This window comes from Streptomyces sp. NPDC048734, assembly GCF_043198675.1.
Classification (GTDB): domain Bacteria; phylum Actinomycetota; class Actinomycetes; order Streptomycetales; family Streptomycetaceae; genus Streptomyces.
Genome location: NZ_JBICUZ010000002.1, coordinates 240339 through 265309, shown reverse-complemented (window position 1 = coordinate 265309; position 24971 = coordinate 240339). Strand labels below are relative to the sequence as shown.

General features: G+C 73.5%; 25 protein-coding genes. 15 read left to right on the top strand and 10 right to left on the bottom strand.

The annotated features are described in order from the left end of the window. Positions 1 to 54: 54 nt before the first annotated feature. The 3 genes from mshB (at position 55) to ACGFQC_RS06405 (ending at position 3864) form a co-directional block, all read left to right on the top strand. The gene (gene mshB, locus ACGFQC_RS06415) at positions 55 to 933 is read left to right on the top strand and encodes an N-acetyl-1-D-myo-inositol-2-amino-2-deoxy-alpha-D-glucopyranoside deacetylase (protein WP_363092464.1); all 879 of its coding nucleotides are present in this window, start codon (positions 55 to 57) and stop codon (positions 931 to 933) included. Next, positions 933 to 1343 carry a DUF6113 family protein gene (locus ACGFQC_RS06410; protein WP_363092465.1) on the top strand — a complete coding sequence of 137 codons (411 nt, stop codon included), beginning with the start codon at positions 933 to 935 and terminating at the stop codon, positions 1341 to 1343. Before mshB ends, ACGFQC_RS06410 begins: the two co-directional genes overlap by 1 nt. Before the next feature lie 154 nt (positions 1344 to 1497). After that, on the top strand, positions 1498 to 3864 hold the full coding sequence (locus ACGFQC_RS06405) for a peptidoglycan binding domain-containing protein (protein ID WP_363092466.1): 2367 nt from the start codon (positions 1498 to 1500) through the stop codon (positions 3862 to 3864). A 96-nt stretch (positions 3865 to 3960) separates the two neighbouring features. Here ACGFQC_RS06405 and ACGFQC_RS06400 read toward each other — a convergent pair whose 3' ends face one another. Both ACGFQC_RS06400 and ACGFQC_RS06395 read right to left on the bottom strand, forming a co-directional pair. Further along, complete coding sequence (locus ACGFQC_RS06400; protein WP_363092467.1) at positions 3961 to 4794, bottom strand: transglutaminase-like domain-containing protein; 834 nt, start codon at positions 4792 to 4794, stop codon at positions 3961 to 3963. Further along, complete coding sequence (locus tag ACGFQC_RS06395) at positions 4791 to 5801, bottom strand: GNAT family N-acetyltransferase (RefSeq protein ID WP_363092468.1); 1011 nt, start codon at positions 5799 to 5801, stop codon at positions 4791 to 4793. The genes ACGFQC_RS06400 and ACGFQC_RS06395 overlap by 4 nt, the downstream gene beginning before the upstream one ends. Positions 5802 to 5941: 140 nt before the next feature. On the opposite strand from ACGFQC_RS06395, the gene fdxA reads away from it, so the two are divergent. After that, positions 5942 to 6262, top strand: a complete 321-nt coding sequence (gene fdxA, locus ACGFQC_RS06390; RefSeq protein WP_130443832.1) for a ferredoxin — start codon at positions 5942 to 5944, stop codon at positions 6260 to 6262. Positions 6263 to 6421: 159 nt separating this feature from the next. After that, positions 6422 to 7516, top strand: coding sequence for a bifunctional succinyldiaminopimelate transaminase/glutamate-prephenate aminotransferase (locus tag ACGFQC_RS06385; RefSeq protein ID WP_363092469.1), 1095 nt, complete (start codon positions 6422 to 6424; stop codon positions 7514 to 7516). 247 nt (positions 7517 to 7763) lie between these two features. Here the strand turns inward: ACGFQC_RS06385 and ACGFQC_RS06380 are convergent, their stop codons facing one another. Both ACGFQC_RS06380 and ACGFQC_RS06375 read right to left on the bottom strand, forming a co-directional pair. Then, positions 7764 to 8225: an ATP-binding protein gene (locus tag ACGFQC_RS06380; protein WP_363092470.1), complete on the bottom strand. Its 462-nt coding sequence runs from the start codon at positions 8223 to 8225 to the stop codon at positions 7764 to 7766. A gap of 298 nt (positions 8226 to 8523) precedes the next feature. Continuing rightward, on the bottom strand, positions 8524 to 9519 hold the full coding sequence (locus ACGFQC_RS06375) for a heavy metal transporter (RefSeq protein WP_363092471.1): 996 nt from the start codon (positions 9517 to 9519) through the stop codon (positions 8524 to 8526). 94 nt (positions 9520 to 9613) lie between these two features. On the opposite strand from ACGFQC_RS06375, the gene dapE reads away from it, so the two are divergent. Further along, positions 9614 to 10693, top strand: a complete 1080-nt coding sequence (dapE, locus tag ACGFQC_RS06370; protein ID WP_363092472.1) for a succinyl-diaminopimelate desuccinylase — start codon at positions 9614 to 9616, stop codon at positions 10691 to 10693. A gap of 113 nt (positions 10694 to 10806) precedes the next feature. Next, entirely contained in the window at positions 10807 to 11565 is a 759-nt protein-coding gene (locus ACGFQC_RS06365) for a TIGR00730 family Rossman fold protein (RefSeq protein WP_363092473.1), read from the top strand. An 83-nt stretch (positions 11566 to 11648) separates the two neighbouring features. Here the strand turns inward: ACGFQC_RS06365 and folP are convergent, their stop codons facing one another. Next, positions 11649 to 12509, bottom strand: coding sequence for a dihydropteroate synthase (folP, locus tag ACGFQC_RS06360; RefSeq protein ID WP_363092474.1), 861 nt, complete (start codon positions 12507 to 12509; stop codon positions 11649 to 11651). A 125-nt stretch (positions 12510 to 12634) separates the two neighbouring features. Here folP and ACGFQC_RS06355 point away from each other — a divergent pair, with 125 nt between their 5' ends. Beyond that, positions 12635 to 12991: a DivIVA domain-containing protein gene (locus tag ACGFQC_RS06355; RefSeq protein ID WP_363092475.1), complete on the top strand. Its 357-nt coding sequence runs from the start codon at positions 12635 to 12637 to the stop codon at positions 12989 to 12991. Further along, entirely contained in the window at positions 12988 to 13575 is a 588-nt protein-coding gene (locus ACGFQC_RS06350; RefSeq protein WP_363092476.1) for a DNA-3-methyladenine glycosylase I, read from the top strand. The genes ACGFQC_RS06355 and ACGFQC_RS06350 overlap by 4 nt, the downstream gene beginning before the upstream one ends. A 54-nt stretch (positions 13576 to 13629) precedes the next feature. Here the strand turns inward: ACGFQC_RS06350 and ACGFQC_RS06345 are convergent, their stop codons facing one another. Continuing rightward, positions 13630 to 14421: an enoyl-CoA hydratase-related protein gene (locus ACGFQC_RS06345; RefSeq protein ID WP_363092477.1), complete on the bottom strand. Its 792-nt coding sequence runs from the start codon at positions 14419 to 14421 to the stop codon at positions 13630 to 13632. Positions 14422 to 14785: 364 nt separating this feature from the next. Here ACGFQC_RS06345 and ACGFQC_RS06340 point away from each other — a divergent pair, with 364 nt between their 5' ends. Further along, entirely contained in the window at positions 14786 to 14953 is a 168-nt protein-coding gene (locus ACGFQC_RS06340; protein WP_003966491.1) for a DUF3117 domain-containing protein, read from the top strand. Positions 14954 to 15265: 312 nt separating this feature from the next. Here the strand turns inward: ACGFQC_RS06340 and ACGFQC_RS06335 are convergent, their stop codons facing one another. Next, positions 15266 to 15964: an O-methyltransferase gene (locus ACGFQC_RS06335; protein ID WP_363092502.1), complete on the bottom strand. Its 699-nt coding sequence runs from the start codon at positions 15962 to 15964 to the stop codon at positions 15266 to 15268. A 162-nt stretch (positions 15965 to 16126) separates the two neighbouring features. Here ACGFQC_RS06335 and sigE point away from each other — a divergent pair, with 162 nt between their 5' ends. The 5 genes from sigE (at position 16127) to ACGFQC_RS06310 (ending at position 21639) form a co-directional block, all read left to right on the top strand. Further along, the gene (gene sigE, locus ACGFQC_RS06330; RefSeq protein ID WP_363092478.1) at positions 16127 to 16909 is read left to right on the top strand and encodes an RNA polymerase sigma factor SigE; all 783 of its coding nucleotides are present in this window, start codon (positions 16127 to 16129) and stop codon (positions 16907 to 16909) included. Beyond that, the gene (locus ACGFQC_RS06325) at positions 16906 to 17859 is read left to right on the top strand and encodes a zf-HC2 domain-containing protein (RefSeq protein ID WP_363092479.1); all 954 of its coding nucleotides are present in this window, start codon (positions 16906 to 16908) and stop codon (positions 17857 to 17859) included. The genes sigE and ACGFQC_RS06325 overlap by 4 nt, the downstream gene beginning before the upstream one ends. A gap of 79 nt (positions 17860 to 17938) precedes the next feature. Next, complete coding sequence (locus ACGFQC_RS06320; RefSeq protein ID WP_363092480.1) at positions 17939 to 20125, top strand: trypsin-like peptidase domain-containing protein; 2187 nt, start codon at positions 17939 to 17941, stop codon at positions 20123 to 20125. Between the two features lie 237 nt (positions 20126 to 20362). Then, positions 20363 to 20800 (top strand): sec-independent translocase, encoded by a 438-nt coding sequence (locus tag ACGFQC_RS06315; RefSeq protein ID WP_363092481.1) that lies wholly within the window; start codon positions 20363 to 20365, stop codon positions 20798 to 20800. Between the two features lie 179 nt (positions 20801 to 20979). Beyond that, positions 20980 to 21639 carry a hypothetical protein gene (locus tag ACGFQC_RS06310; RefSeq protein WP_363092482.1) on the top strand — a complete coding sequence of 220 codons (660 nt, stop codon included), beginning with the start codon at positions 20980 to 20982 and terminating at the stop codon, positions 21637 to 21639. An 87-nt stretch (positions 21640 to 21726) separates the two neighbouring features. Here ACGFQC_RS06310 and ACGFQC_RS06305 read toward each other — a convergent pair whose 3' ends face one another. Genes ACGFQC_RS06305 through ACGFQC_RS06295 form a run of 3 tightly spaced genes read right to left on the bottom strand, consistent with a single transcriptional unit; the run spans position 21727 to position 24764 of the window. Further along, positions 21727 to 22860 (bottom strand): Mrp/NBP35 family ATP-binding protein, encoded by a 1134-nt coding sequence (locus tag ACGFQC_RS06305; RefSeq protein ID WP_363092483.1) that lies wholly within the window; start codon positions 22858 to 22860, stop codon positions 21727 to 21729. Between the two features lie 43 nt (positions 22861 to 22903). After that, positions 22904 to 23491: a DUF1003 domain-containing protein gene (locus tag ACGFQC_RS06300; protein WP_363092484.1), complete on the bottom strand. Its 588-nt coding sequence runs from the start codon at positions 23489 to 23491 to the stop codon at positions 22904 to 22906. After that, positions 23475 to 24764 (bottom strand): magnesium transporter MgtE N-terminal domain-containing protein, encoded by a 1290-nt coding sequence (locus ACGFQC_RS06295; protein ID WP_363092485.1) that lies wholly within the window; start codon positions 24762 to 24764, stop codon positions 23475 to 23477. Before ACGFQC_RS06295 ends, ACGFQC_RS06300 begins: the two co-directional genes overlap by 17 nt. Positions 24765 to 24971: the final 207 nt, after the last annotated feature.

Genomic DNA, 24971 nt, shown 5'->3' with positions numbered 1-24971 from the left:
TGTGTCCGTCTGCCCCCGCGGCACGGATGCATGCCCGCCTCGTAGGGTTGCCCCATGACGGAACTGCCAGCCCGGCGTCTGCTGCTGGTGCACGCGCACCCGGACGACGAGTCGATCAACAACGGCGCGACCATGGCCAGGTACGCGGCCGAGGGTGCCCAGGTGGCTCTGGTCACCTGCACCCTCGGTGAGCGTGGCGAGGTCATCCCGCCGCAGCTGCGGCACCTCACCGGTGCCGCCCTGGGCGAGTGGCGCCTGCGCGAACTCACCGCCGCCATGGGCGAACTGGGCGTCGGCGACTTCCGGCTGCTCGGCGGCGCCGGGCAGTACGCCGACTCCGGGATGATGGGCCTGCCCGACAACGACGACCCCGCCGCCTTCTGGCAGGCCGACGTCGACGCCGCCGCCGGAGAGCTCGTCGAGGTGATCCTCGCCCTGCGCCCCCAGGTCCTCGTCACCTACGACGACCACGGCGGCTACGGCCACCCCGACCACATCCAGGCCCACCGTGTCGCCATGCGGGCCGTCGAGCTGGCCGACCGGGCCGGCTGGAGCGTGCCCAAGGTCTACTGGAACCGCCTCCCGCGTTCCGTCGCCGAGGCCGCCTTCGCCCGGCTCGGGCAGGAGCTGCCCGGCCTGCCCTTCGACCGGAGCGCCGCCCTGGCGGACGTACCCGGCGTCGTGGACGACGAGCGGATCACCACCGAGATCGACGGCGGCGCGTACGCCGCCGCCAAGGCCGCCGCGATGCGCGCGCACGCCACCCAGATCGAGGTCGCCCCCGACGGCAGGCACTTCGCGCTCTCCAACGAGCTGGCCCAACCCCTGTTCACCACCGAGTACTACGAACTCGTCCGCGGGCGGCGGCCCCGGGAGCGGGAGACCGACCTGTTCGCCGGTGTCGACGGCGCCGGCATCGAGGGGGCCCTCTGATGCCCGACCACGGCTCCCTGCTCGCCCAGCCCCTCCAACGGCCCCCCGCCGCACGGATCGCCGCCTACCTCGGGCTCCTGCTGCTCGGCGCGCTCACCGCGCTGGCCGGGGCGCTCCTGCAGGCCGGCTGGTTCCCCGGCGGCCTGCTGCTCGCGCTCGCGGGCGCCGCCGGGCTGTTCCTCGGCGGCGCACGGGCCGTCGGCAGCCGGGCCGGGGCCGTCGCGCCCGCCGCCGGCTGGATGATCGCCGTCGTCCTGCTCACCGCCGGCCGCCCCGAGGGCGACTTCCTGTTCGGCGCGGGAGGCGGTTCCTACCTCTTCCTGCTCGGCGGCATGGCGCTCGCTGTGATCTGCGCCACCATCGGCTGGGGGCGGCAACCAGTCGGCGACGGCGTCCGACTTGGGAAATGACGTACCACTTCGCCGCGGCAAGGGCGTGCGAGTCCCGTGACGGTTTCGACGGCGGTCATGGGATACCGGCCATAAGTGGCCAGTATGGTGGTGCGCGCCGCCGAGCTGCCCGTGAGGTCGTGGCGGGCGGCGGAGCCAACCTGGAGAACCTGCCTTGAGTCGTGAAACTGACAGTCCGTCCTCCGGGCCCAACGGGTCCAACGGGCGCGGCGGAGCCGCCTACCCCTCGGGCACGCCGCCCTACGGCACCCCGATGGTGCCCGACGGCGGCCCGGACGCGGGCCGTTCGGCCGCACGGCCGGAGGAACGCAAGACCGAGACCACGCTGACGACCCGGATCCGGATCAACATCCCCGGGTCGCGGCCCATCCCGCCGGTCGTCGTGCGCAAACCCGTCAACGACGCGGAGGACGACGGCGGTGCCGACGCGCACGGCGGCGCCGACGCGCAGGGCGCGAGCCCCTCCGGCGCCGCGGGCGGCGCCCCCACGGCGGGAGCCGCCGGACGCCCGGGAGCCGGCGGCAGCGCCGAGACACCCGGCGACCACGCGCCGACGGCCGAGGAGAAGACGCCCAGCGACTGGTTCGCGCCGCGCAAGTCCGGCCCCGCCAAGGCCGGTCAGGGCGGCGGCCCCGCCAACGGCGGCGACCAGGCGCCCGCTTCGGGACCCGGCGCGCCCTCCGGCGTCCCCTCCGCCCCGCCCGCGCCCGGCGGCACGCGTCCGGGGGCCGGGCGGCCCGGCGGTGCGACCGGCTCCCCGGGCGCACCGGGCGCCGCCCGCCCCGGCGGCACCAACGGCGCCGGGATGTCCGGCGCCACCGGCGGTCCGGTGGCCCCCGGGCACGGTGGCGGCACCGGCTCCTTCGACGTGACCGAGGCGCTCGCCGCGGGTCCCCTCGGCAACGGCACCCGTCCGGCGCAGGGCGGTCCGATACAGGGCGGTCCGGCGCAGGGCGGTCCGATACAGGGCGGTGGCCCCGAGCCGCGCCGCGACGACCTGCCGTACTTCGCCGGCAACGCGAACGGGAACGGCAACGCGAACGGGAACGGCAACGGCAACGGCAACGGCCAGGCCGGCCGTCCCGGACCGGGCGGCCCGGCCACCGGCGCCGCCGGCCCCGGTGCCGCCTACGACTTCAGCGGACCGGAAGGCCCTGCTGGCCGTGGTGGCCGGGGCGGCCCGCAGGGCCCCGCCGGGCCCACCGGCGGCCCGGTGACCGGTGACGGCCCGATGGTGCCGCCGATGAACGGCGGAGCCGTCGGCGCGGCTCCGGGCTCCGCCGCGGCCGCCGTCCGCCACCCCGGCGGCGGCCTCAGCGACGACACCGCGATCCTCACCCCGCAGCAGCCGTTCTCCGAGCCCGGCGCCGGTGGCCACGGCCGGCACGACAACGTCTCCGGGCAGACCGTCACCAGCGGCATCCCGGTCGTCCCCGCGACCGGTCAGGGCCCCGGACCGGGCGGGCCGTTCGCCCCCGGCGGCCACCCCGACGGGCCGCTGCCGCACACCCCGCCGCAGGCGCCCGAGCCCGTCGCGCAGAACGCGCCCGCGGCCGGCGCGAAGCAGAAGAAAAAGAAGAAGGGCCGCAGCAAGCTGGTCCTGCTCGGCAGCCTGGTGGTGGTCGCCGCGGCCGGCGCCTACGGAGCCGGACTGCTGATGAACCACTCCGACGTGCCCAAGGGCACCACCGTGCTCGGCGTGGACATCGGCGGCGGCACCCGCGACGACGCCGTCAAGAAGCTCGACGACGCCTTCGAGGACCGGGTGAACCAGGCGCTGAAGCTGTCCGTGGACGGCGGCACCGTCACCCTCAAGCCGGAGCAGGCGGGCCTGCAGTTCGACATGCAGGCCACCGTCGACGCGGCCGCCAGGAGCGACTACAACCCCGTCTCGGTGATCGGCTCGCTGTTCGGCGAGCACCGCGAGGTCGAGCCCGTGATGCCGGTCGACGAGGAGAAGCTGCAGGCGGCCCTGAAGAACGCCGCGAGCGGCTCCGGCTCGGCCACCGACGGCACGATCAAGTTCGAGTCCGGCAAGGCCGTCGCCGTCTACGGCAAGGCGGGCAAGGGCATCGACGCGGCCAAGGCCCAGACGGCCGTCGTGGAGGCCTACCGCGGCCAGGTCGAGACCGGCACGCCCACCGCGGTGAAGGTCCCGACCACGACGAAGCAGCCGACGGTGTCCGACGCCGAGGTCGACCGGATGATGAAGGAGTTCGCCGAACCGGCGATGTCCGGCAACGTCACCGTCCAGACCGACGCCGCGCACTCCGTGCCGATGAGCCCGAAGAACTCCCTGTGGAGGTTCCTGGGCGTCAAGGCCGTCGACGGCAAACTCGTCGAGAGCTACGACGAGGCCGCGCTGGAGGAGCTGTACGGCGGCGCCTTCGACGGTGTCCTCATCACCCGCGGCACCGGCCAGAAGACGCCCGTCACGGTCCAGGACGTGATCAGCGCCCTGCGCCCGGCCCTGACGAGCACGACGGACCGGCTCGCGGTCATCGACACCGACCCGAGCTGACGCGAGGCGGGCACTTCCGCCCGAGGGCACCCGGCAGCATCCGCGCCGGGTGCCCTCCGCGTTCCGGTGGAGCCGTCCGCCCCACCGTCCCGGGCCTCAGTTCAGCAGGGCCCGCGCTCCCCGGGCCTCCTGCCGGACCCGCTCCGCCAGCGCCTCGTCCACCACCTCCACCAGATCCGCGTACTCCTCCATCTCCTCCGCCCCCTGCACGAACTCACCCCGCCGCACCAGCAGTTGCCCCCGCTCGTAGCGCAGCCGGGCCGGATGGGACGGCAGCAGCAGCGCCAGCTCCACCGCCCACAGCGCGACGTCCGACCGCTCCGGCCGGACCGCGGCCCACGCGCGGATGTTGCCCAGGATCCGCCGTACGACGTCCAGCGTCTCGGCCGGTTCCAGCATCGAGGGCTCCAGCGGGGCCCCCGTCGCCCCCGTCACCAGCAGTTCGGCATCGCGCCCCGTCAGCACCCGGCCCCCGTCGAACGGATCGACGAGCACCTGCTCCCGGGGAGGACCGAAGCCGACCACGAAGTGCCCCGGCAGGGCGACGCCGTACACCGGCGCCCCGGCCCGCCGCGCCACCTCGATCCACACCACGGACAGCAGGATGGGCAGCCCCCGCCGCCGCTCCAGCACCCGGTGCAGCAGGGACGACTCCAGCCGCTCGTAGTCCGCCGCGGAGCCGCCGAAACCGAGCCGTTCACCGAGCAGTTCGCGCAGCGCGACCGCCCACGCGAGCGGCCCGCCCGGCCGAAACGGCACCCGACCCGCCAGCGCGTCCAGGTCGACCTGCGCGCCGTCCAGCCCGGCCTCGTCCAGCGTCGGGTCCGCCGCCGCCCCCACCAGCAGGCACAGCAGCGACAGGTCGGGCCGCCCGGACCGCGCCTCCTCGGCGAACCGGCGCCGCAGCTCCGCGCGCTCGAGTCCCGTCACGGCGTACCCGCCTCCGGCTGCCGGTAGTGGTGGTAGGCGTGGTGCGCCCCGAACCCCATCCCGGCGTACAGCGCCCGCGCTCCCGCGTTGTCCTCCTCGACCTGGAGCCAGGCCGCCGAGGCGCCCTCCTCCAGCGCCCGGCGCGCCAGCGCGGCCATGACGACCGTCGCAAGCCCCCGCCGCCGCCGTGCCGGATCGACCTCGACCGCCGCGAACCCGGCCCACCGCCCGTCCACGACACACCGCCCGACGGCCGCGGGAGCCACCCCCTCGCCGGGCACGGACGCGAACCACACCGACGGCCCCGACCCCAGCACCCTCAGCGCCGCCTCGCCGACCCCCTCGCGCCGGTACCGGGACAGCCAGGCCTCGTCGGCCTCCCGCGCCAGCACCACCCCGTCGGCCTCCGCCCCGGCCCGGTCGGCGACCGGCGCCAGCGCCCCGGTCCACAGCTCGGCGGTCACCTCACGCACCCACCCGCGCCGCTCCAGCTCGGCGCACAGCAGCTCCTGGGCGCCCTCGGCCCCGGTCGCGGTCTGCAGGTAGGCGGGCAGGCCCCGGTCGCCGTACCAGCGCCGTACGGCGTCCAGCGCCCCGTCCAGGGGCAGGCCGGGGTCGCCCAGCGGCAGCACGGAGTTGGCGCGGCGGGTGAAGCCGGAGGCGGCGCGCAGCTCCCACTCGCCGAGCCGCTCGCTCTCCACGGGCCGCCAGGCCCGCGCGGAGACCCGGGCGAGTTCCCCGTAGGAGGCGGCCGGCCCCCGGCGGCGGGCCGGAGCGGCCGGGACGACCTTCCCGGCGACCAGGGAGGACTCCGCGATACGGACGCTCTCGCCACTCTTCCGTGTGATCAGCAGCACACCGCTGTCCCATGATGTGAGAACACCGACCGTGTCGGTGAATTTCCCCTCGGTGGCCCCAGCCTCGCTCAAGCGCCGCACGGAGACACGTTTGCCCACGTCAGCGGCGGTGATGCGAACCTCGAGACGTCCGGCGGCCGAGATTTCCACAGGTCGGTCCACCCCTCCTGTTCGGATCAGTGCCAAGAACGGAGATACTAGGGGCGGGCATCGACGACGCCGCGCTCCCGCGCGCCAGGCGGCGGAGCCTGGGGAGGCCCGCCAGCGCCCTATCGAGGAGGAACGACAGCGTGACCTACGTCATCGCGCAGCCTTGTGTCGACGTGAAGGACAAGGCGTGCATCGAGGAGTGCCCGGTCGACTGCATCTACGAGGGCCAGCGGTCCTTGTACATCCACCCGGACGAATGCGTCGACTGCGGTGCCTGTGAGCCGGTCTGCCCGGTCGAGGCGATCTTCTACGAGGACGACACTCCGGAGGAGTGGAAGGACTACTACAAGGCGAACGTCGAGTTCTTCGACGAGCTGGGCTCGCCCGGCGGCGCCAGCAAGCTGGGTCTGATCGAGCGCGACCACCCCTTCATCGCCGCGCTGCCGCCGCAGGCCGGGTAACCGGGCAAGCGGCCCGCCCCATCGCGCCGCCTCGGTCCCGTACGGCCTGATCGCCCGGATCGCCGTACGGGACCGAGGCGTTTGCCGTGTCCGCCGCGGGCCGCGGCCGCAGGCCGCAACCGTCATGGGCCGTATCCGTCAGAGAGCGAGCTGAGAACCGTGTCCGCAGTTTCCGACCGTCTTCCCACCTTCCCCTGGGACAAGCTGGAGCCGTACAAGAAGACGGCCGCGGCGCACCCCGACGGGATCGTCGACCTCTCCGTCGGCACCCCGGTCGACCCGGTCCCCGAGCTGATCCAGAAGGCGCTGATCGACGCGGCGGACTCCCCGGGCTACCCGACGGTCTGGGGCACCCCGGCGCTGCGGGACGCGATCACCGGCTGGCTGGAGCGGCGCCTGGGCGCCCGCGGGGTCACCCACCGGCACGTCCTGCCGATCGTCGGCTCCAAGGAACTGGTCGCCTGGCTCCCCACCCAGCTGGGCCTCGGCCCCGGTGACAGGGTCGCCTTCCCGCGCCTGGCGTACCCGACGTACGAGGTCGGCGCCCGCCTGGCCCGTGCCGCGTACGAGGCCTACGACGACCCGACCGCGCTGGACCCCGCCGGCCTCAGGCTCCTCTGGCTGAACTCGCCGTCCAACCCGACCGGCAGGGTCCTGTCCAAGGCCGAGCTGACCCGGACCGTGGCCTGGGCCCGCGAGCACGGCATCCTGCTCTTCTCCGACGAGTGCTACCTCGAACTGGGCTGGGAGGCCGACCCCGTCTCCGTCCTCCACCCGGACGTCAACGGTGGCTCCCACGACGGGATCGTCTCCGTCCACTCCCTGTCGAAGCGCTCCAACCTGGCCGGCTACCGCGCCGCCTTCCTGGCCGGCGACCCGGCGGTGCTCGCCCCGCTCCTGGAGATCCGCAAGCACGGCGGCATGATGACGTCGGCGCCCACCCAGGCGGCGGTCGTGGCGGCCCTCTCCGACGACGTCCACGTCCGCGAGCAGCGCGAACGCTACGCCGCCCGCCGCACCCTCCTGCGCGAGGCCCTCCTCGCCCACGGCTTCCGCATCGACCACAGCGAGGCCAGCCTCTACCTCTGGGCCACGAGGGACGAGTCCTGCTGGGACACGGTGTCCCACCTGGCGGAGCGGGGCGTCCTGGTGGCCCCCGGCGACTTCTACGGCCCGGCGGGCGACCGGCACGTACGCGTGGCCCTGACGGCGACGGACGAGCGGGTGCGGGCGGCGGTGGAACGGCTGGCCTGACGCGGTCCCGCCGCGGGCGGTCGTTCCGCGGGGTGAGGACCCCGCCGAACGCTGCCGAGGCGGAACCGGCACGCGTGCCGAGGTGGGACGGACCGGCACGCGTGCCGGATGGGACTCGCGCGTGTGCCGGGCGGGACTCGTGCGCACGCCGCGGCGGGGGCCCGCACACACGCCGCGGCGGGGCCCGCACACACGGAGGACGGGGTCCAGGGAGAACCCTGGACCCCGTCATCGTGGAAGCCGGTGCTCAGCCGAGCGGCAGGCCCTTGGCCGGCAGCGTCCCCGCCCCCGGCAGCCCGCCCTGCGCCAGCGAGTCCGTCGGCAGCCCACCCTTGGTGGCGGTGGACGCGGTGTCCCCGAGGAGGTCCCCGGCGGAGCCCGCCGCGGAGCCGGCCGCCCGACCGGCGGCCTTCTGCGCCACCGGAGTCACCTTCTTCACGGCCTTGCCGCCGGTCTTGCCCGCGCCCGGCACCGCCTGCTCGACCACCTTGCCGCCGGTCTCGCCCGCGGTCCCGGTGACGTTCTGGGTCGCGCTGTCGACCGTGTTGCCGACGCTCGCCCCGTCCAGGGCGGTCAGGCCGCCGAGGTTCGGGGTGGCGGGCAGGTCGGGGGCGGCGCTGGCGGAGCCGGCCGCACCGACACCGGCAGCGGCTCCCGCGGCGACGAGCAGTGCGGCACGGGCGATCCTGCGGGTCAGGGGGAGGGACATGGTGCTCCTTCGAACGGGAGAGAACAAGAACGGTCTGTGACATCGGTCCGGGCCCGGACGCAGTGACTACCGCTCGAACCCCGCGAAGGTTGCGGACGCCCGACGTAAAGAGTTGGCAATGGGTCGCATAATCAGATCTGGATAAAAGCGGGCGAAACCCGCCCGGTGTGAAAGTCCGCACAACCCGTCGATCCCAGTGGCGGCAAGGCGTTCGGCGACCTCGACGGTGACGGCGCGAAAACCCGGGCGCCCCGCCGTCCGGTGCTCCGTGCATCACCCGCAGGCATGAAGGCCCGTACTACTGCGCGGTGACGATCCGTACGCTCCCGGTGCCGCCGCCCGTGCCCGTGGCGCCGGCGGCCTCGGTCGAGCCGGTGGCCCGCCAGGTGCTGCCGGTGTGCCCGGCGACCCACTCCCGGCCGGCGTAGGTGACGCGCTCGATGCGCAGCGCGGAGGCGTTGGCGACCGCCCAGTGCGCGAGTTGCCAGCCGCGCTCGGCGGCCTCGCGCCCGTCCGCGGCGGTCCGCCCGGCCACGGGCAGCGTCACGGTCCGCCCGCCGGTCTCGGCGACCGGCGGGGCCCCGCCCGCGGCGGAGGTCCGCGCGCCGCCCACCTCGGCGCCCGCCTGCTGGAGAGCGTCGCGCCCGAAGTCCCGCACGAGGGCGGCGCGGACCGCGTCCGGACCGGTGGCCGTCGCGGTCGCCGCCCGGGCGGCCGGGCGGCCGTCGCAGGTCAGCGAGGCCGCGGAGGTCCCGGTGAGCGCGGCGGCCAGCAGGGCCGCGTCCGGCTCGTGCTTGGCGTACGCGTCGGGGTAGCCGCTGCGCTGCACGCGCTGCGCGGCGACGGTGAGCGGTAGTTCGGTGTAGTCGGGGACCTTGGCGAGGTGCTCGTAGAAGATGTCCGCCGCGTAGGCCGGGTCCGTCACCTCCTGGGGGCTGCCCCAGCCCTGCGAGGGCCGCTGCTGGAAGAGACCGAGCGAATCCCGGTCGCCGTGGTCGAGGTTGCGCAGCGCCGACTCCTGGAGCGCGGTCGCCAGCGCGATGGTCACGGCCCGCCGGGGCATGTTCCGGTTGGTTCCGACGGCGGCGATGGTGGCCGCGTTCACCGCCTGCTCCGGCGTGAACTCGTACTCCGCCGCCGAGTCCGCGGAAAGGACTCTGCATCCCGGGTCCCCGGCGCCACCGGTGACGTACTGGACCACGACGTAACCCGCCACGGCGGACAGGACCGTGCAGGCCGCCGCGCATCGCAGGAGGCGGCCGCGGCGCTTGGGAGAGGCTGACGGCTCTGGCACGCGTACAAGGTACTGGAGAGTACGGAAACGGGGGAGGCCACGGGGAAAGCCGGGGCCGGGCGGGCGGAGCCGTCGGCGCGTTAGGGTCGACGGCATGGCCGAGACCCCGCTTGACCTCACGCTGGACGCCGCCCTGCTCACCGCGCAGCTCGTCGACCTCCCCTCCGAGAGCGGCACGGAGAAGCCGCTCGCGGACGCCGTCGAGGCGGCCCTGCGCGCGCTGCCGCACCTCACCGTCGACCGGTACGGCAACAACGTGATCGCCCGCACCCGCCTCGGCCGTCCGGAGCGGGTGATCCTCGCCGGCCACCTCGACACCGTCCCCATCGCCGGCAACGTGCCGTCCCGGCTGGACGCGGACGGCGTCCTGTGGGGCTGCGGCACCTGCGACATGAAGGCCGGCGTCGCCGTCCAGCTCCGCATCGCCGCGACGGTCCCCGCGCCCAACCGCGACCTGACCTTCGTCTTCTACGACAACGAGGAGGTCGCCGCCGACCTCAACGGACTGGGGCACGTCGCCGAGGCGCACCCGGAGTGGCTGGAGGGCGACTTCGCCGTGCTCCTGGAGCCGTCCGACGGCCAGGTCGAGGGCGGTTGCCAGGGCACCCTGCGGGTCCTGCTGAAGACCGCCGGCGAGCGGGCGCACTCCGCGCGCGGCTGGATGGGCTCCAACGCGATCCACGCCGCCGCCCCGATCCTGGCCCGCCTCGCCTCGTACGAGCCGCGCCACCCGGTGATCGACGGCCTGGAGTACCGCGAGGGCCTCAACGCGGTCGGCATCACCGGCGGAGTGGCCGGCAACGTCATCCCCGACGAGTGCGTCGTGACCGTCAACTTCCGCTACGCGCCCGACCGTACGCCCGAGGAGGCCGTCGCCCACGTCCGCGAGGTGTTCGCCGGCTGCGGGGTGGCGGAGTTCGTCGTCGACGACCACAGCGGGGCGGCCCTGCCCGGCCTCTCGCACCCCGCCGCGGCGGCCTTCGTCGAGGCGGTGGGCGGCACCCCGCAGCCCAAGTACGGCTGGACGGACGTCTCCCGCTTCTCGGTGCTCGGCGTCCCCGCCGTCAACTACGGCCCGGGCAACCCGCACTTGGCGCACAGGCGGGACGAGCGCGTGGAGACCGCGAAGATCCTGGCGGGGGAGGAACGGCTGCGGGCCTGGCTGACCGCGTGATCACGGGGCATCCGTGCCCGGGGACGCTTCGCGGCGGACACGCCGACGTCCCCCGCCCGTAACCCGCGTAGATCTACGCTGAGGTGGAACGACTGCAAGCGGAGGGAGTTCACATGGCTACAGGCAACCCGGAGGGCGAGCGGCGGCCACCGGAGGAACAGCGCCTGGGACCGGTCCTCCGGCGACGGGATCAGGTGCAGACGAGCACCACCGACCAGCGGCTGCTGGACGAGCGCGCCCCCTCCGACTGGGTCCACACCGACCCCTGGCGGGTCCTGCGCATCCAGTCCGAGTTCATCGAGGGCTTCGGCACCCTCGCCGAACTCCCTCCCGCCATCAGCGTGTTCGGCTCCGCCCGGACGGCGGTGGACTCCCTCGAGTACGAGGCGGGCGTGCGGCTCGGACGCGCGCTGGTCGAGGCCGGCTGGGCGGTCATCACCGGCGGCGGCCCCGGCGCCATGGAGGCGGCCAACAGGGGTGCCAGCGAGGCGGGCGGAGTCTCGGTGGGCCTCGGCATCGAACTGCCCTTCGAGCAGGGACTGAACCCCTACGTCGACATCGGCCTGAACTTCCGGTACTTCTTCGTCCGCAAGATGATGTTCGTGAAGTACGCGCAGGGCTTCGTCGTCCTGCCCGGCGGCCTCGGCACCCTGGACGAACTCTTCGAGGCCCTCACCCTCGTCCAGACCCAGAAGGTCACGCGCTTCCCGATCGTCCTCTTCGGCACGGAGTACTGGGGCGGCCTGGTCGACTGGCTGCAGAACACCCTGATCGCCCAGGGCAAGGCCTCGGAGAAGGACCTCCTCCTCTTCCACGTCACGGACGACGTGGCGGAAGCGGTGGCCCTGGTCTCGAAGGAGACGAGCCGCTAGGGCCGGTCGGAGCGGTCGGAGCGGTCGGAGCGGTCGGAGCGGTCGGGCCGGTCCTTCCGGCCGACGGCGGGGGCGCGCGAGAACTACGCCAGCCCCCGCCGGGCCACCGCCGGCTCCCGGTGCCCCGCGATGGACGCCACCATGTCCAGCACCTGCCGCGTCTCGGCGACCTCGTGCACCCGGTACACCTGCGCCCCCAGCCAGGCGGACACCGCGGTGGTGGCCAGCGTCCCCACCACCCGCTCCTTGACGGGCCGGTCCAGCGTCTCCCCGACGAAGTCCTTGTTGGACAGCGACACCAGCACCGGCCACCCCGTCTCCACCATCTCCCCCAGCCGCCGCGTCGCCTCCAGGCTGTGCCGCGTGTTCTTGCCGAAGTCGTGCCCCGGATCGATCAGGATCGACTCCCGCGGCACCCCCAGCCCGGCCGCCCGCTCCGCCAGCCCCACGGTCACCTCCAGGATGTCGGCCATGACGTCGTCGTACGCCACCCGGTGCGGCCGCGTCCGGGGCTCCGTGCCGCCCGCGTGCGTGCAGACCAGCCCGGCCTCGTAGCGCGCCGCGACCTCGGCCAGCCGCGGTTCGACCCCGCCCCAGGCGTCGTTGAGCAGATCCGCGCCCGCCTCGCAGACCGCCTCGCCGACCTCGGCCCGCCAGGTGTCCACGCTGATCACGACATCCGGGAAACGCCGCCGCACCTCGGCCACGAAACCGACCGTGCGACGCGCCTCCTCCTCGGCCGTGACCTCCTCGCCGGGCCCGGCCTTGACCCCGCCGATGTCGATGATCGCGGCGCCCTCGGCCACCGCCTGCTCCACGCGCGCGAGGGCCGGCTCGTCACGGAAGGTCGCGCCCCGGTCGTAGAAGGAGTCGGGGGTCCGGTTCACGATCGCCATGATCACCGGCTCGTGGGTGCCGAATTCCCGCCCGCCCAGCCTGAGCATCCCCTGTGACCTCTCCTCGTACGTCCCTGACATCCGCCGCCTGCGACCCTAACGGTCACACCCTCATGGCACGATCGGACCCTGACACATCCGACAACGAGCACAGCGAGCGTGGGGACCCACCGATGGTTATGTTCTTCTTCCTGGTCATCGCCCTCGCCGTCGTGGTGGCCGCGGTGACACTCGCCGTGGTGGGCGGCGGCGAGGGCACCGGTCCGCTGCCGGAGGTCGCGCCCGAGAGGCTGCACGACCCGCTGCCTCCCGACCGCCCCGTCGACCGGTCCGACGTCGACCGGCTCCGCTTCCCGCTCGCCGCCCGCGGCTACCGCATGGCCGACGTCGACGACGCCCTCAACCGCCTCGGCGCCGAACTCTCCGAGCGCGACGCCCGCATCGGCGAACTGGAGTCCGCGCTCTCGGCCGCCCGGGAGCCCGAGCCGCACGTCTCCATGGACAAGTCCGCGCGGGAGGAGCAGCAGTGAGCGACGGCGCCGCCCTCGCCGGCCCCGACGGAGCGCCCCGCTGCCCCTGGGCCCTGTCCGCGGCGGACTACATGACGTACCACGACGAGGAGTGGGGCCGCCCGGTCCACGGCGACCAGGCCCTCTTCGAACGCCTCAGCCTGGAGGCCTTCCAGTCCGGTCTGTCCTGGATCACCATCCTGCGCCGCCGCACCGGCTTCCGCACCGCCTTCGCCGACTTCGAGATCGACGCGGTCGCCGCCTTCACCGACGAGGACCGCACCCGCCTGCTCGCCGACACCGGCATCATCCGCAACCGCGCCAAGATCGACGCCACGCTCGCCAACGCGCGCGTGCTGGCCGGCTGGTCCCCGGGCGACCTCGACGAACTGATCTGGTCCCACGCCCCGGACGCGGCGACCCGCCCGGTACCCAAGATCCTCGCGGACGTCCCTGCGGTCACCCCGGAGTCGACCGCCCTGTCGAAGGCGCTCAAGAAGCGGGGCCTGCGCTTCGTGGGCCCGACGACGGCGTACGCGCTGATGCAGGCCTGCGGGCTGGTGGACGACCACCTGGCGGCCTGCGTGTCGAGAAGCGCCCCGTGAGGGACGCGGAGGGCCGCGCGACGAACCCGCGGCCCGGCGCCCGGCAGCTGAACCTCAGCGGCCCAGGTACTTCGGCTTCTCCTTGTTCACGAACGCCCGCACGGCGATCGTGTGGTCCTCCGAGGCCCCCGCCCGGGTCTGCAGCTCGTCCTCCTTCTCCAGCGTCTGGGCCAGCGAGTGGGAGAGCCCGTACGCCACGGCCTCCTTCAGCGCCGAGTAGGCGACCGTCGGCCCCTCGGCCAGCGCCCGCGCGACCTTCTCGGCCTCGGCGCGCAGCTCGTCCGCCGGTACGACCCGGTTGGCGATCCCCAGCTCGTACGCCTCCTGCGCCTTGACGTTGCGGGGGAACAGCAGCAGGTCGGTGGCCCGGCCCGGGCCCACCACGCGCGGCAGGGTCCAGGAGACGCCCGAGTCGGCGGTCAGCGCGACCCCCGCGAACGAGGTGTTGAAGGACGCGGTGTCCGCCACGATCCGGTAGTCGGCGGCCAGCGCGAAACCGAAACCGGCCCCGGCGGCGACCCCGTTCACGGCGGCGACCACCGGCTTCGGCGCCTCGGTCAGCGCCCGCACGACCGGGTTGTAGTGCTCCTTGACCGTGCTCATGATTTCGCCCGAGCCCTCGATCAGCAGCCCGATGTGCTCCTTGAGGTCCTGGCCCACGCAGAAGGCCCGCTCACCCGCCGCGGTCAGCAGCACGGCCCGTACGGCGTCGTCGGCCGCCGCGGACTCCACCGCCTCCCGCAGGGCGACCTTGGTCGCGATGTTCAGCGCGTTCATCGCCTCCGGGCGGTTCAGGGTGATCGTCGCGAGTCCGTCGCTCACCTCGTAGAGCACGGTGTCGGTCATGGAATGTCCCCTCCGGTGTCACGGCTGGCGTACTGACCAGTACGCAGTGTCCGAAGGACAGCATGAAGGACGCCGAGCGCGCGGGACGTGTGACCTGCGTCAAAGAAATCCGGACGATTTCCGGTGGGCGGAAGTCCGTGCGGGCGCGCAGTATCGCAGTCACACCGCCGAATTGAGTGGTTTTGCTCGCGCGCGTTGCCCAAGCGATGCCTACCGATGTTGGTCATCGGGTCCTTTGATGCGGGATAATGGCTGGGAAGCAATGTGTTCGATGCCGGTGTCGTGGGTCCCATGCTGGGCCGCGCCTTGCCCTTCATGGGCCGTCGGCTTTGACGATGAGCTGGTTTCAGGAAGGGGAACGAGCATGGCGGCCATGAAGCCGCGGACGGGCGATGGCCCGCTCGAGGTGACCAAGGAGGGGCGGGGCATCGTCATGCGCGTTCCGCTCGAAGGCGGCGGTCGGCTCGTCGTCGAGCTGACCCCTGACGAGGCCGACGCGCTCGGCGACGCCCTCAAGAAGGTCGTCGGCTGACGCGCAAGCGACCACACCCCTTGCGGAAACAGGTCTCCCCGGCACCTTCAGGGTGCCGGGGAGACCTTTTTCCGCTCTCCGCAAGGGAGTCCGGGGAGCCGTGACCCGAACGGCGTACCGGGCGGGCAGGCGTACGAGCGGACCGGCCAGGAGCGGGCAGGCACCCGGGCGGACCGCCCGGGTGCGGGCAGCGGTGCAGGCGGGTCGCAGGGCCTCGTGCGGGCAGGCGGTCGCAGGGCTCCGTGCGGGCGGGGGGTCGCACGGCCTCGTGCGGGCGGGTGGTCGTGACGCGCGGGGCCTCGGTCGGCGCGGCTACCGCTTGACCGCGCAGAGCAGGCCGTCGCCCACCGGCAGCAGCGACGGCACCAGCTCCTGGCTCTCGTGCACCGCGCGCAGCAGCTCGCGCACCCTGATGACCTCGGTGGGCTGCGGGCCCGAGTCGACCGTCCGGCCGTTCGCGAACACGCCCTCGAACACCACCAGACCCCCCTGCCGCAGCAGACGCAACGATTCGGCGAGGTAGTCCATGACCTCGAGCCGGTCGCCGTCGCAGAAGACGAGGTCGTAGCCGGCGTCCGCGAGCCGCGGCAGGACGTCCAGCGCGCTGCCGGGGATGAAGCGGGCCCGGTTGCTGGCGAACCCGCAGGCCCGGAAGGCCTGCCGGGCGAACTGCTGGTGCTCCGGTTCGAGGTCGACGGTCGTCAGGACGCCGTCCGGGCGCATGCCGTGCAGCAGGTGGATACCCGAGACGCCGGTACCGGTACCGATCTCCGCGACCGCCTTGGCGTCCACGGTGGCGGCGAGCAACCGCAGCGCGGCGCCCGTGCTGGGCGACACCGAGCGCAGCCCCGCTTCGCGGGCCCGGTCACGGGCCCACAGCAGTGCTTCGTCCTCGGCGACATAGGCGTCGGCGAACGCCCAGCTCGTCTGCCGGTTGCCGGTAATGACCCTCTCCTGTCCCCGTGGTTGCCTGGGCGTGACTGTATCCGTTGGCGCCGGGAACCCGCAGATGGGACCGCGCGTTTGAAGAGGTGGGACGGACTGAGGGGGACACGGTTGGATCACGACGACCGACGGGATGCCGAGCAAGTGCTGACGCAGTCGTATGAGCCGTATCAGCCCAGATCAAATTCTCGTAAAACCGCTTATCCGGAGCTAACGGGCGAGGTGGCTATGGTAGGGGCTCCGCTGGACACCACCAGAGCCGACAGGGGAGGTGCGGCTGCACCTGTGGATCGGGGAGGAGCGCTGCGGCGCTTTCTCGGTTCGGCAGGCAGGCCGAAATCCGTGAACGACACCGCTGACCACAGCCACGCCGCCGGCCCTGGTGCCGGCCCCGCCCAGACCGCGACCTTCTCCACCGACGCGGACGGGCAGGCGTGGACTCCGCCCACGTGGGAGGAGATCGTCAGCATGCACAGCGGCCGCGTCTACCGGCTCGCCTACCGCCTCACCGGTAACCAGCACGACGCCGAGGACCTCACCCAGGAGGTCTTCGTCCGCGTCTTCCGCTCGCTGTCGACGTACACGCCGGGCACCTTCGAGGGCTGGCTGCACCGCATCACCACCAACCTCTTCCTGGACATGGTCCGCCGCAAGCAGCGCATCCGCTTCGACTCGCTCGGCGACGACGCGGCCGAGCGACTGGCCAGCAAGGAGCCCACGCCGCAGCAGATCTTCAACGACGCCCACTTCGACGCGGACGTCCAGCAGGCCCTCGACACCCTCGCACCCGAGTTCCGCGCCGCGGTCGTCCTGTGCGACATCGAGGGACTGTCCTACGAGGAGATCGCCGCGACCCTCGGCGTCAAGCTCGGCACGGTCCGCTCGCGGATCCACCGCGGCCGCTCGCAGCTGCGCAAGGCACTGGCGCACCGCTCACCCGAGGCGCGCTCCGAGCGCCGCTCGTTCGTGGCCCGTGTCCCCGTTCTGGGAGGAGGGGGCGCGACCGCGTGAGTGGAACCCGTCCTACCCCGGCCGAGCAGCACCTCGGTGACCGGCTCTCCGCCCTCGTGGACGGCGAGCTGGGCCATGACACCCGCGAGCGTGTGCTGGCGCACGTGGCGACCTGCTCCAAATGCAAGGCAGAGGTCGACGCGCAGCGCAGGCTGAAGAACGTCTTCGCGGAAGTGACCCCGCCCGCCCCTTCGGAGAGCTTCCTGGCACGCCTTCAGGGTCTGCCCGCAGGAGGCGACCCGGGCAATGCCGGCCTGCCGCCCCTCGGTGGAGGCCTCGGCGACAGATTCGGGGCCCGCCCCGGAGCGCCCGGAGTCTTCGGAGCGAGACGGGACGAGCCCTTCGAGTTCGGCTACGTCCCGACACGCGACCACGGCTCCGTACTCACCCCCACCACCGGGCGCGGCTTCGGTGGCCACCTGGCCGGCCGGTCCGACACCGAGCGTTCGCGTGGGCTGCGGTTCGCCTTCGTCGCCGCCGGCGCGGTGTCGCTGGCGGCGATCGCCCTCGGCGGCATGAACACCGGCGTCCCGGCCGACACGGACGCCCGCGGCGGCGCGGGCAGCAACGTGACGCCCACCCGCACACCGGGCGGTGGCTCCGCGACGACCTCCGAGAGCCAGCGCCGCCGTGGCGTCGGGCCCCTGCTCGCGCAGGGCGGGCAGATGTTCGGCGAGACGTCGGTCGCCCCGACCCAGGTCTCCGCCCCGCTGCTGCCCGGAGTGCCGTCCCCGGCGGTCCACCCCGAGCAGTCGCTGCACCGGCTGACCACACCCGTGATGGCCGGCGCCGCCGCCATGTCCCCTCTGATACGACCGCTCGACGCCACCCCGCCGGTCTCGCTGACCTCCTGGACCACCACCCCGGAGATCGCCTCCCCCGGCCTGCTCGCCGCACCCGTCCCCGACGACACCTCCGCCCCCACCCCGTCGCCGCACCAGGCCCCCTGATCCGTGAACCTGGTTGAATCCAGGGTGAACCGCGCCCACGCGGCGCGGGGCGGAGCGCGAGCCTGACCGCGGGGAGAGCATGAACGAGGGCAAGCCCACAGAAAGCCCTGCCGGGCGGGCGAACGGGAACGACCCGAGCGCGACGGCGGGGCACCCGGCCGGGGACGAACCGGTCGAGGGCGGCCCGGTCGAGGGGAGCCCTGCCGGGCGGACCGGCGGGGAGTCGCCGAGCGGGCCTGCGCGGGGCGTGATCTCCGAGGGCGACTATCAGCTGGCCCGTCCCGCGCAGGACGCGGAGAAGGCCGTGGCGGATCGGCCCCGCCCGTTTCCCGACGGCGACGTCACGCCCGACCACCGCCCGGCGGCACACCCCGTTGCCATCGAGGGGCCGGAGCGCGTCACCTCCGGCGCGGACACGGCTCCGACCCCTGCGGGCGGGGCCACCGGGTCCGCCACCCCTGCGGGCGGGGCCACCGGGTTCGTGACCCCTGCGGGCGGTCCCGCGCGGCCGGCGGAGCCGACGCCCCAGCCCCCGGCCGTCACCGACCGTCCCAAGCCCCTGCACGATCCCGACCCCTACGGCACCCCGCCGTACGGCGAACCCGGCCCCTGGGCGCCCGCACCGCCCGTCCAGCACCCCGCGGCGACACCGGCCCCCGGCACGGCCGCCGTGGACGCGACGGTGCCGCCCCCGGCCGCGCCCGCTCCCGCCTCGGGTCCGCTGGTCTCCGGTCCGTCCGCCTCGGGTCCGCTGGTCTCCGGTCCGCCCGTCCCCGGCACGCCCACCGCCGACTCGTCCACCCCCGGCGTCCCCGGTACGGGCGCCTTCGTGACGCCTCCGGCCGTGCCCGGGGTCCCCGGCACGGCTGTGGGCGTCCCCCATGCGCCGTCGCCCGATTCCGTCCCCGGTGTGCCGGGCGCGCCTGCCTCGGACACGGTGCCGCCCGCCCCGGTGTCCGCCCCCGTGGCACCTCAGCCCGTGCCGGGCGCCCCCGGCGTCCCCGCCACGGCCCCCGAGGCGCACTCCAGGCCCGCCCCGACCGCCACGGCCCCCGTCGACCCGTGGCGCCGCTACGACCCCTGGGCCGGCGGTCCCGTGGCCGCCGGGCCGCTTCAGCAGACCGGGGCCGCGGTCGCCGGCCGGGAGCAACTGCGTCGGCGTCGGCGGCGGAGCCTGGCCGGCGGGGCCCTGCTGCTCGCTCTGCTCTCCGGCGGGATCGGCGGGGGCGTCGGGGTGTACCTGGAGCGGAACGGCGGCATGGGGGCCGTGGAGCTGCCGCAGGCCCCCGTCGAAGCGGGCGGCCGGGACGCGGACGGTGTCGCCGGGATCGCCGCCCGTGCCCTGCCCGGCGTCGTCACCCTGCACGTGGGCGGCAGCGAGGCGGGCGCCACCGGCACCGGCTTCGTGCTCGACACCCGGGGGCACATCCTCACCAACAGCCATGTCGTCGAGCCCGCCGGGTCCGGCGGCGGGATATCCGTCGTCTTCAACGGCGGCCGGACCGCCGAGGCCGAGGTCGTCGGCAAGGACAGCGGGTACGACCTCGCCGTGGTGAAGGTGACCGGCGTGCGGGGTCTGAAGCCCCTGCCCCTCGGCAACTCCGACAACGTCCGGGTCGGCGACCCGGTCGTCGCCATCGGCGCCCCCTTCGACCTGGAGGGCACCGTCACCTCGGGCATCATCAGCGCCAAGGAACGGCCCATCACCGCCGGCGGCGAGAGCGGCGACGCGAGCGACGTGTCCTACGTGGACGCCCTGCAGACCGACGCGCCCATCAACCCGGGCAACTCCGGCGGCCCCCTCCTCGACGCGCGGGGCCAGGTCGTCGGTATCAACTCGGCCATCCGCTCCGCCGCCGACGGCACCGCTCCCGACGGCGGCCAGGCCGGTTCGATCGGCCTGGGTTTCGCCATCCCGGTCAATCAGGGCAAGCGCGTCGCCGAGGAGCTGATCAACACCGGCAGGGCGACCCATCCGGTCATCGGTGTGACCCTCGACATGGACTACTCGGGCGACGGCGCCCGCGTCGGCACCGAGGACGGTGGCGGGAGCGATCCGGTGACCGCCGGCGGCCCCGGCGACCGGGCCGGCATCCGGCCCGGGGACGTCATCACCGCGGTCGACGGCCGGCCCGTCCACTCCGGCGAGGAACTGATCGTGAAGATCCGCGCGCACCGCCCCGGCGACCGCCTGGAGCTGACCGTCGAACGCGACGGAGAGGAACGGACCCTTCCCCTCGTGCTCGGCTCCTCCGACAGCGGCTGAGCCGGCCGGCACCCCGGCCGATTCACAGAAACCTCACAGTCCGGCCGCCCGCGTGCCGCCCCACCGGGCGGACCACGCGGAAACAGGCCGCCCGCAACCAGCCGGACACCTCGGGACGGTACCGGTCGGACAGGTGCGACAGGTACCGTGGACCCGGCCCGGACCACGGAAGACCCGCACCCACCACCGAGGGCCGCCAGGGCCACCGAGGACCGCGGACATCGCAAGGAGCTTCAGGTGTTCAATGACATAGGGGCGCTCGAGCTGGTGACGATCATCGTCCTGGCCGTGCTCGTCTTCGGTCCGGACAAGCTCCCGAAGGTCATCCAGGACGTGATGCGCACGATCCGGAAGATCCGCGAGTTCTCCGAGAGCGCCAAGCAGGACATCCGGCAGGAACTCGGCCCGGAGTTCAAGGACTTCGAGTTCGAGGACCTCAACCCCAAGACCTTCATCCGCAAGCAGCTGGACAACGAGGACCTGGGGCTGAAGGAGATCCGCAACGGCTTCGACCTGAAGAAGGAGATGGCCGAGGTCACGGACGCCGTCCACAGCCGCGACCAGGAGTCCTCCTCGTCCTCGTCCGGCTCGTCCGGCGGCCGGATCGACATGACGAAGAAGCCGGAGGAGCCGGGCAGGGACGACCGCCCGCCCTTCGACGCGGACGCCACCTGAGCCTCCCGCGTCCCCGGATGTGAGGGGGCGCACGTCCCCCGCGCCGGGCGGCTTCCCCGCAGCCACGAGTGAGGTGGCTATGCTGCCTGGTTGTTGTGCGGGCCGTACCCAAAAGGGCAACGCCGCCCGAAGGGGGGCGGGCCGTACGGTCCGGCGAGAGCGAGGAGGCGTCCGGGCACATGGAGACGACGAGTCGGGCAGTCGTGCAGGCGCCGGCCGCGGAGGGCGGACAACAGGTCCCCTCCGCCCGGCGCACGGTCGACGGATACCTGGAGGCGCCGTTCCCCTGGTACGGCCTCGACGAGGCCTTCACGGGACCGCGCTGGCTGATGCAGGTCGGCACGGCGGCCGACGGTGCCGTCGAGCACGGTTCGATCGGGCACGGTGACGAGCCCTCCGTGCGGCACGAGACGGCGGGGGAGGACCGCGGGAAGTTCGCGGTCGTCGTGACCGTCGCCGCGAACCCCGACCGGCGCAGCGCGGACGGCACGGGGCTGCTGGAGGCCACCTCGGTGTCCTCGGCGGCCTGGCTGGCGGGAGTGGGACTGCTGTCCTTCACCTGGCCGGGCCAGATGGACCACAGCCTGCGCGACGACTGGCTGGAGCAGCAGACCGAGACGGCGTGGGTACTGGCCGACGACCTGTCCGGCCCGGACTGGTCCACGCTGTCCCTGCCGGTCGACGGCGTGCCGACCCCCTTCCACTACCGCGAGTCCGAGTTCGGCTGGGTGCTGGCCGGCTCGACCCGGGAAGGGGTGCACGTGGGGGCGTACGGGAGGGGCATGAGCGCGTACGGGCTCGGCTTCGCCGTGATCAAGGACATCGCCGAGTACGCGTAGCGGCGGTGACGACGACGGGGGCGCGGTCCTGACGGACGGCGCCCCCGCGGTCGTACGAAGGGTCGGAGATCGTGTTCGGACGACGGGTCAGAACTTGTTCTTCGGGGTGATGCCGAGGGACAGGCCCGACAGACCGCGCTGACGGCCGCCCAGCTTGCCCGCGATGGCCCGCAGGGCGGAGCCCGCCGGGGAGTCCGGGTCGGTGAGGACGACCGGCTTGCCCTCGTCGCCGCCCTCGCGCAGGCGGACGTCGATGGGGATGGAGCCGAGGACCGGCACCGAGGTGCCCGTCGTGCGGGTCAGACCGTCCGCGACGCTCTGGCCGCCGCCGGTGCCGAAGACGTCGACCATCTCGCCGCAGTGCGGGCAGGGCAGCCCGGACATGTTCTCGACGACGCCGACGATCTTCTGGTGGGTCTGGACGGCGATCGAGCCCGCGCGCTCGGCCACCTCGGCGGCGGCCTGCTGGGGCGTGGTGACGACCAGGATCTCCGCGTTCGGGACCAGCTGGGCCACCGAGATGGCGATGTCGCCGGTGCCCGGCGGGAGGTCCAGCAGCAGGACGTCGAGGTCGCCCCAGTACACGTCGGCCAGGAACTGCTGGAGCGCGCGGTGCAGCATCGGGCCGCGCCAGACGACCGGGGCGTTGCCGGGTGTGAACATGCCGATCGAGATGACCTTCACGCCGTTCGCCGACGGCGGCATGATCATGTTCTCGACCTGGGTGGGACGGCCCTCCGCGCCCAGCATGCGCGGCACGCTGTGGCCGTAGATGTCGGCGTCGACGACGCCCACCTTCAGGCCGTCGGCCGCCATCGCCGCCGCCAGGTTCACCGTCACCGAGGACTTGCCGACGCCGCCCTTGCCGGACGCGACCGCGTACACGCGCGTGAGCGAGCCCGGCTTGGCGAAGGGCACCTCGCGCTCGGTCTGGCCGCCGCGCAGCGCGGAGGCCAGCTCCTTGCGCTGCTCGTCGCTCATCACGTCCAGCGTCACGTCGACCCGCGTGACGCCGTCGACGCCGGAGACCGCCTCGGTGACGCGTTGCGTGATCGTCTCGCGCATCGGGCAGCCGGAGACCGTCAGGTACACGGTGACCGCGACCGCCCCGTCCGCGCCGACGTCCACCGACTTGACCATCCCGAGTTCGGTGATGGGGCGGTTGATCTCGGGGTCGTTCACCGTCGCCAGTGCTTCACGCACCGCGTCTTCCGTAGCCATGAGGACGATGGTACGGCGCCCCGCTGGAGCCTTGGCATGGCCGTCAGCGGTCGTCTACGTCACGTCCGCGCGACCGTTCCGCCGGGAATACGACGTGACCGTCCCGCAGCCCCTCGAGTTCCTTCACCATGTCCTGGAGTTCGGAGCGGATCCAGTCGCGGGTGGCGACCTCGCCGAGCCCGATCCGCAGGGCGGCGATCTCCCGGGTGAGGTACTCGGTGTCCGCGATGGACCGCTCGTTCTGCTTGCGGTCCTGCTCCAGGTTGACCCGGTCGCGGTCGTCCTGGCGGTTCTGCGCGAGCAGGATCAGCGGGGCCGCGTAGGAGGCCTGGAGCGACAGCATCAGCGTCAGGAAGATGAAGGGATAGTTGTCGAAGCGCAGGTCACGTGGAGCGAAGATGTTCCACAGCACCCACACGATGATGACGATCGTCATCCAGACGATGAACCGTCCGGTGCCCAGGAACCGCGCGATGCGCTCCGAGAGCCGTCCGAAGGCCTCGGGGTCCCACTCGGGCAGGATCCGGCGCCTGGGCGGGCGCGGCTGGTCCAGCCGGACCCGGGGGCGGGTCGTCGCCGTGGCGCCGGCCGGGCCGCGCTCGACGCGGGCGGGGTCACGCTCGGGAGCCATCGGCCACCTCCCCCTCGGCCAGGTGGAACTCGGTCTCCCGCCAGTCCTCGGGCAGCATGTGGTCCAGCACGTCGTCCACCGTCACCGCGCCGAGCAGCGAGCCCGCCTCGTCGACGACGGGCGCCGCGACCATGTCGTACGTCGCGAAGAACCCGGCGATCACGGGCAGCGTCGCGCCCGGGGCGAGGGTCTGCAGGTCGTCGTCGAGGAGCGCGCTGACCAGCGTGTACGGGGGGTCGCGCAGCAGCCGCTGGAAGTGGACCGTCCCCAGGTACTTGCCGGTCGGCGTCTCGTCGGGCGGACGGCACACGTAGACCTGGGCGGCGAGGGCGGGGGAGAGGTCGCGGTTGCGGACCCGGGCGAGGGCGTCGGCGACGGTCGCGTCGGGCCGCAGCACGATCGGCTCGGTCGTCATCAGCCCGCCCGCCGTGTGCTCCTCGTACGCCATCAGCCGGCGCATGTCGGCGGCGTCGTCGGGTTCCATCAGGCTCAGCAGCCGCTCCTTGTCCTCCTCCGGCAGTTCGGAGAGCAGGTCGGCGGCGTCGTCGGGGTCCATGGCCTCCAGGACGTCCGCGGCGCGCTCCTCCTTCAGCTTGCCGAGGATCTCGATCTGGTCGTCCTCCGGCAGCTCCTCCAGGACGTCGGCGAGCCGGTCGTCGTCGAGGGCGGCGGCGACCTCCGCGCGGCGCTTCGCGGACAGGTGGTGCAGGACGTTCGCCAGGTCGGCCGGGCGCAGCTGTTCGAAGGTGGCGAGGAGGCTCTCGGCGCCCTGCCCGTGCTCCTCCAGGGAGAAGCCGGTGACCGCCGACCACTCCACGGTCAGCTTCTCGCCCCTGCCGCGCCGGAAGGCGCCCGACTTCCGGCCCTTCTGCACGAAGATCCGGTCGATCTCCCAGTCCCGGCGGGCCGGCAGCTGCCGCACGGACAGGTCGAGGACGGTGACCTCCTCGCCGGTCTCGGTGAGCGTGACGCGCCGGTCGAGCAGTTCGCCGAAGACGAGCCGTTCGGTGGGCCGTTGTTCGAAGCGGCGGACGTTCAGCACGCCGGTGCTGAGGACCTCGCCCGACTCGATGCTGGTCACCCGGGTCATGGGCAGGAAGATCCGGCGCCGGGTGGTGAGTTCGACGACCAGCCCGAGCAACCGGGGCGGCTTGCGGCCGACCCGCAGCATGACGACCATGTCGCGCACCCGGCCCACGGTGTCGCCGTTGGGGTCGAAGACGGCGACTCCGGCGAGGTGGGAGACGAAGATCCGGGGGGCGCCCGCTGCCATGTCCGGACCTCCTTCTCGTACGCGCCGGTACGGGGTGTTCGCTGTCGTGCTCCCCGCGCTGTTGCGGGTGAGGTTCTTTTCCCAATTGCCCGCTCGTGCGGGCTTCAGGCTAGCCCGTCCCGATCGGGTACGCCCTGGTGAGCGGTCCGGACGGACTGGCTCCGTTCCCCCGCCGGGACCCCGGTACGCTGCGGTACGCCGCTCAGG

Coding starts and splice junctions, on each gene's coding strand:
- mshB (WP_363092464.1), top strand. CDS start 55: ATGACGGAACTGCCAGCCCGGCGTCTGCTGCTGGTGCACGCGCACCCG.
- ACGFQC_RS06410 (WP_363092465.1), top strand. CDS start 933: ATGCCCGACCACGGCTCCCTGCTCGCCCAGCCCCTCCAACGGCCCCCC.
- ACGFQC_RS06380 (WP_363092470.1), bottom strand. CDS start 8,225: ATGTCCCTCCCCCTGACCCGCAGGATCGCCCGTGCCGCACTGCTCGTC.
- dapE (WP_363092472.1), top strand. CDS start 9,614: ATGGCCGAGACCCCGCTTGACCTCACGCTGGACGCCGCCCTGCTCACC.
- ACGFQC_RS06365 (WP_363092473.1), top strand. CDS start 10,807: ATGGCTACAGGCAACCCGGAGGGCGAGCGGCGGCCACCGGAGGAACAG.
- folP (WP_363092474.1), bottom strand. CDS start 12,509: ATGCTCAGGCTGGGCGGGCGGGAATTCGGCACCCACGAGCCGGTGATC.
- ACGFQC_RS06355 (WP_363092475.1), top strand. CDS start 12,635: ATGGTTATGTTCTTCTTCCTGGTCATCGCCCTCGCCGTCGTGGTGGCC.
- ACGFQC_RS06345 (WP_363092477.1), bottom strand. CDS start 14,421: ATGACCGACACCGTGCTCTACGAGGTGAGCGACGGACTCGCGACGATC.
- ACGFQC_RS06340 (WP_003966491.1), top strand. CDS start 14,786: ATGGCGGCCATGAAGCCGCGGACGGGCGATGGCCCGCTCGAGGTGACC.
- sigE (WP_363092478.1), top strand. CDS start 16,127: ATGGTAGGGGCTCCGCTGGACACCACCAGAGCCGACAGGGGAGGTGCG.
- ACGFQC_RS06320 (WP_363092480.1), top strand. CDS start 17,939: ATGAACGAGGGCAAGCCCACAGAAAGCCCTGCCGGGCGGGCGAACGGG.
- ACGFQC_RS06310 (WP_363092482.1), top strand. CDS start 20,980: ATGGAGACGACGAGTCGGGCAGTCGTGCAGGCGCCGGCCGCGGAGGGC.
- ACGFQC_RS06305 (WP_363092483.1), bottom strand. CDS start 22,860: ATGGCTACGGAAGACGCGGTGCGTGAAGCACTGGCGACGGTGAACGAC.
- ACGFQC_RS06300 (WP_363092484.1), bottom strand. CDS start 23,491: ATGGCTCCCGAGCGTGACCCCGCCCGCGTCGAGCGCGGCCCGGCCGGC.
- ACGFQC_RS06295 (WP_363092485.1), bottom strand. CDS start 24,764: ATGGCAGCGGGCGCCCCCCGGATCTTCGTCTCCCACCTCGCCGGAGTC.